Raw genomic sequence first — 5430 nt, 5'->3', positions numbered from 1 at the left:
TTATCTCATAGATATCGCAATAAGCGTAGGGGCTATAATCTAAAGTTTAATATTGTTGCTGGAATTGTTAATTTCAAAAATGATTTCGTTAATAAATTACTTGCCGCTTGATGCTAAAATAGACCTCTTTCGAAACTCGCTCAATTAAGAGCAAATGCGAGGAGTATACGAAGCACAGAGCCGCAGCGTACATGAAGTACGCGAGGACTTGCGCATCGACAGCGTCGCCACAGTTGCCATCAGGAGTAGAGTTAGGAAAGAGGTCTAATAATCACGAACAACCTTCTTCACCCTTCACATTGGCTAATTGTTAATTAAATACTTACGCAAGAGGTCTATTAAATCAGTGGACAACTCATCCTGCATATTTTATACTTAATCCTAACCATTTCTTACTGGGACTAAATAAATCCATCTCATAGCTTTCTTGCATCCTTAGATGGTGGTCGACCTTGTTTACCTTTCACCTGTATATTATTTTTTCTATTAACTCCCACTCTTTATCACTAGTGTCGCTACTATATTTTTTTGACATCTTTTCTCTTTTTTGACGCATATTATAGCAATTCTTCTTTATATTTTAATATTTTACGTGACTGGTTCTTAAAGTCCGGCCAAGTTGTAATTATGGACAATGCTTCTTTTTATAAATCTAAGAAGACAAAAAAATTGATTGAATAGTAAATTGTAGGATCATTTTTTTGCCTCCATATTCACCAGATCTGAATCCAATAGGGAAATTTTGGGCTAATATGAAACGATGGATTAAAAATCAAATTACTGCATTTGATCAATTATATGAGACTATTTCTTTAAAATACCTAATTCAACCTAAATTACTATAGTATAATTTCCACAACTAAATCTTTCAAATCTTGACCAACAAAGGGTATTGGTAATCAATAATCGAATATGACAAATGAAAGCCAATAGCGTTGAAGACGTGTTAATTCGCTCTCAGGTGAATGTATTTTGATTTGCATCATTTATTTCTTCAACATAATCTCGAATAAATGCAAGCCCTTCGCCAATAATCATTCCATGACCTTTTAAATAGTTGAATGAATTTTTATGCGTAAGGATAGTAGGTTTATAAGATAAGGTCAAAAAACTCGATAGTCGAGTCAAACATACGCGTGGTATTGACATGGAAAAATTTGCACCAATGAATTCATGAACTTTTTAAAAAAAACTTGATAATCGAGTTAAATCTTCTTTTTCTTGCATCTTCAATTGTCTACATCTTACTCTTCTTGAACTATCACTCAATTTAAACCTGTAATTTATTAGAGGCACATGCACAAAGTATAAGTGAGGGTCGCGAACTGGAGTGGCTCCACAATTACTATCAGGAGTAGAGTTGCGCAAACATCTATTCCGTATGCGCCCCACTGCGCTCCATATTACGCGCGGGTTTTTTATATGGCCTACGATATTTACGCTTTGATTTACTTGAAGTTTTAGCTACGAACGTACCCTCTAATGTTTGATCCTCTGCCACATTTTCTTTATGACACTCATCGTCATTTTGCTCTGCCATGATCGCGCTATTTTTTTGAATTTGCTGCTCCGGTAGGCTCGTATTCACAGCAGCATCCGTACTATAAATAGGGATAGAGGTTGAGTTTGACAATACATCTCTAATTTCTAATGATTGTAATATCATTAATGACGCTGGATTACTTTTTGTACTAACATCTAACACACTCGCTACAGCATCTTCTGATAGCGTGGCCCGAGCGGATCCCTTGTGCAACTCTATTCCAGATTGCGACGCTTGCTTCGTACTAATACTCGAATCCTCACTTAATTTTGCGTACGTTTCAGCCTTTCGCGTTTCATGCGCTCCCTTTCGCTCCTCGCGAACGAGCTTCGTGTCTTCTTCAAGAATACGAGCAGTGGTAATATTATCATTTTTAGCATATTTTTGAGATCTGGCTTTTGTTTTAGGGATATCGCTATTTTTACGCCCTTGCGCATTAACTTTGTTTTGTTTGGCGGCAATCATTTCTCTAGGTCTCAGATGCATAGCATCTGGCTTAATAGATTGCGTTTTCTCACGCCAGGAAGTTCCATCTTCCTCTACAAAATGTGCGAGATCTTCTTGCTCCCCGTCTATCCCAAAACCATTGGCAACAATCACCTGCCTCTTTTCCTGCGCACCAGAACTCTTACCCCTCGATCCTTGCGTGTTAGTCGCTGACGCCGACTCTCTCTTTGTCTTCTGAACAGATTTATTATTGCGATCCTTGTCTCGCTCCTTATCTTTTTTCACCTCCTTGGTTTGAGTTTTTGTGGTAATACTATCATGAGAAACCAAAGCGCGAGAGTTCTTTGTGGCGCCATTTTCCTGAGCGGAATATTGATTAGCATAAACGCCACTAATTAATAATGGCTTAGCAATAATCTTGCACGTAGTATGATTCAAAATTTTCTCTATAGAAAAACTATCAGAGTTCGCTTCATGATCTGCGTAAAACTCTAGTTTTATTTGATATTTTTGTTCTAAACGCAAAATATCATGCCTCCTATGATTCAAAAAATAACCAATAAGATCTCTATGTACATACACATTTATAGCATCGCAGGGCTTGCCAGAGGATATCTCAGTTTCTAATGTACGCAAAATAAGTAAAGAATGAGCATCATGGTCTCTCACTATTCCTTTGCCATTACAATTAGGGCACATCACGGCGCTATACTCCAAGAAAGATGGCTTGAGTCTCTGTCTAGACATTTCTAATAAACCAAAGCTGCTGATGTTAGAAGTTTGTATGCGCGCTCTATCGCTGCTTAGAGATTCTTTTAAGGTTTTTTCGATTAACTTTTTATGCTCGGCATTAGACAGATCTATAAAATCAATCACTATCAACCCGGAAAGATCACGTAGTTTAATTTGCCTGGCTACTTCTCGCGCAGCTTCTAAATTAGTTTTGAGCGCTGTGTCTGCTAAGTTTTTCTCTGAAGTATCCTTGCCAGAATTTACGTCTACCGCAATTAATGCTTCTGTAGGATTGATAATAATATATCCTCCAGAGGGCAGGGTTACAATTGGTTGATAAAGCGCTGACAGCTGTTGTTCCACTTTATATTTAGTAAACAATGGGATGCGGTCTTGATACTCTTTTAATTTAGAAACATCCTGCTGCGCGATTTCTTGCACGGAATGAAGAGTTTCTTGATATAAATCTGCGCCCTGGATAATAATCTGTGCTACATGCTCATCCAATAAATCTTTTACAGTTCTATGAATGATGTTATCTTCTTGATGTATGAAACTCACGCTATTAGATTTAATTGCAGTATCGCAAATTTTATTCCATAAGCGCGCAACATATTGATAGTCTCTTACAATGTCTTGCACATCTTTCTTTAGAGCGCTAGTGCGAACTACAATGCTTACAACACTATCGCCAATCGCAGATGTAATGATTTGAGATAATCGCTTACGCTCTTCGCTATGAGAAATTTTTTTTGATATACCATTTCTATCTTGAATAGCTGGCATAAACACGCAGTATCTTCCCATCAAACTAATGTAAGTTGTGAAGGTTGCGCCTTTGTTGCCTCGCTCATCTTTCACTGCCTGTACTAACAGAAGCTGGCCTACTGCAAGGACTTTATCGATATCTTTTCTATTAACTGATGGAGCAATCACTTGCTCTACTAAATCTAACTCAGACGCATCTAACTCAATTTCATGCTCTTTTTCTAAATTTAACGTATTTTCCTTTCTGTCTTGTTCAGATTTATCGCATTCTTCATATAAACTTTTTGTATACTCCGTAAAACAAACTTCCTTTATTTTAATTGGGTTTAGTGGAGAGCTAGTAGCTAGTGATAACTGATTATAGTAACCGGGATGGATGGCATCTAATGGTAAAAAACCGCTTTTCTTGTCTGCGCTATATTCTATAAAAACTGCTTGCAGGGATGGTTCAATTCTAGTAATTTTTGCAACATATATATTACCCTTAATCGGTCTTTTTTCAAGCAATTCATACTCTAAATCTACGATTTGACCGCTATTGTTAACAACCGCTACTCTAATTTCGTTACCAAAACCTGAGTCTATTAGAATTTTCTTCATAACATACTAATTTTCTTTAGTCTTTTATAGTTTGCACTTTAATTTGAATTATAGCAAGTGGTGCAGAAGAGTACGGTTTGCCTAAGGGGCCTATGTCACGATATTAAACTCATTTTCAAACTCTACCTCTGCCCGATAGCAATGCGGCGGGTCGCTGTCGCTCGAAACTCTCGCTTAACTTCATGTACGCCTCTTGAACCTGAAGAGTTGATAAAACTGATGAGGTAGTGTCGACATTTAGATTATATCTTAAATGTCGAGGCTACCTAGGTATTTTCTTTTGAGAATCATCATATCTATATATACAAACTTCAACTTACCTTACTATATACTAAATTAAGTTGAGGTTTGCAGAGTAAAGAACTGATTTAAAGCTTCATAAAAATTTATCAAAAGAAGAGATTTTGTCTTTAATCCAACGTTTCATATTTGCCAGGAATTTTTCTATAGGATTTAAGTCTGAAGATATATGGAAGCAAAAATATAAGCTTATACCCAACAGATTCTGTCAACTCTTTAATTTTCTGAGATTTATGAAATGCAGCTTATCCATGATCACCACTTGTCCAGGTTGTAGTTCTTTTATCAAAAACTCCCCAATCCAAGTTTCAATTAATTGCGTATTATACGAACCATTAGGTATTCCTAACTAAATATAGACAAAAGAACTTGTACCAATTGAAACTTCATCTGACGGACGGTATTTTTTACAAGTGATAGTCAGATAAGTTAAGACTATCAAATGTGTTGTTATTGTACATAGACTCATTAGATTTTTCAAGCGCAATGTGTTTTGAGTACATGAAAATCTGCATAGGAGTTTTGCCGTAACAATATTTACCTGAATGAGATCTGTGATAGTTATAGCTAAGACAGTATAAAAAGATCACGAGATATAGAGTTGAAAAAGCTGATCAATTGAGCAAGCGAGAGTTTTTCTTATTTGTTTAGACTGAGCCCATTTTTTTCAATGGGGTTTAGATCTGGGGAATAAGGTGGCAAATAAAGCAAGGTATGTCCGGAATCAGTAATAGATTTATGCATTTCTGCTCCTTTATGAAAGGTAGCATTATCCATAACTATGACACTAGATCTCTTTCGAAACTGCGATATATGTGTATACTCAAGCTAGGTCAATAAAAATATTATGGTTGTGCAATTGAAATATGAACAAGTGAAGATTTTATCAGATGATCAATTCAGAAGATTAATAGGAGTTAAGCGTGGTACGTTTGATAAGATGGTAAAAATATTAGAAGAAGCTGATAAAAAGAAAAAAACTAAAGGAGGTAGAAGAAATAAGCTGAGCATGGAAAAATCAGCTATTAATGGCATTGGAA

The 5430-nt window shown here is 36.2% G+C and carries 3 protein-coding genes and 3 pseudogenes; 3 read left to right on the top strand and 3 right to left on the bottom strand.

The window, feature by feature from the left end; translation table 11 throughout:
- Nucleotides 1–191: 191 nt before the first annotated feature.
- Nucleotides 192–314 carry a hypothetical protein gene (locus tag Sarmat_RS07160; RefSeq protein WP_279611770.1) on the top strand — a complete coding sequence of 41 codons (123 nt, stop codon included), beginning with the start codon at nt 192–194 and terminating at the stop codon, nt 312–314.
- Between the two features lie 387 nt (nt 315–701).
- On the top strand, nt 702–845 hold the full coding sequence (locus Sarmat_RS07465; RefSeq protein ID WP_202149848.1) for a transposase: 144 nt from the start codon (nt 702–704) through the stop codon (nt 843–845).
- A gap of 527 nt (nt 846–1372) precedes the next feature.
- Here the strand turns inward: Sarmat_RS07465 and Sarmat_RS05840 are convergent.
- From Sarmat_RS05840 to Sarmat_RS05835, 3 genes and pseudogenes are all read right to left on the bottom strand, one after another.
- Nucleotides 1373–4090, bottom strand: a complete 2718-nt coding sequence (locus Sarmat_RS05840; protein WP_202149847.1) for an Rne/Rng family ribonuclease — start codon at nt 4088–4090, stop codon at nt 1373–1375.
- Nucleotides 4091–4797: 707 nt separating this feature from the next.
- Nucleotides 4798–4956, bottom strand: a pseudogene (locus Sarmat_RS06940) (IS481 family transposase); the annotation flags it as partial.
- Between the two features lie 100 nt (nt 4957–5056).
- Nucleotides 5057–5176, bottom strand: a pseudogene (locus Sarmat_RS05835) (transposase); the annotation flags it as partial.
- Between the two features lie 73 nt (nt 5177–5249).
- Between Sarmat_RS05835 and Sarmat_RS05830 the strand changes: the two are divergent.
- Nucleotides 5250–5430 (top strand): annotated as a pseudogene (locus Sarmat_RS05830) (IS5/IS1182 family transposase); the annotation flags it as partial.

It is taken from the genome of Candidatus Sarmatiella mevalonica, assembly GCF_016751895.1.
Classification (GTDB): Bacteria; Pseudomonadota; Alphaproteobacteria; order Rickettsiales; family Rickettsiaceae; genus Sarmatiella; species Sarmatiella mevalonica.
Note: the sequence above shows the minus strand (reverse complement) of the source record. Positions and strands in the feature narration are given on the sequence as shown.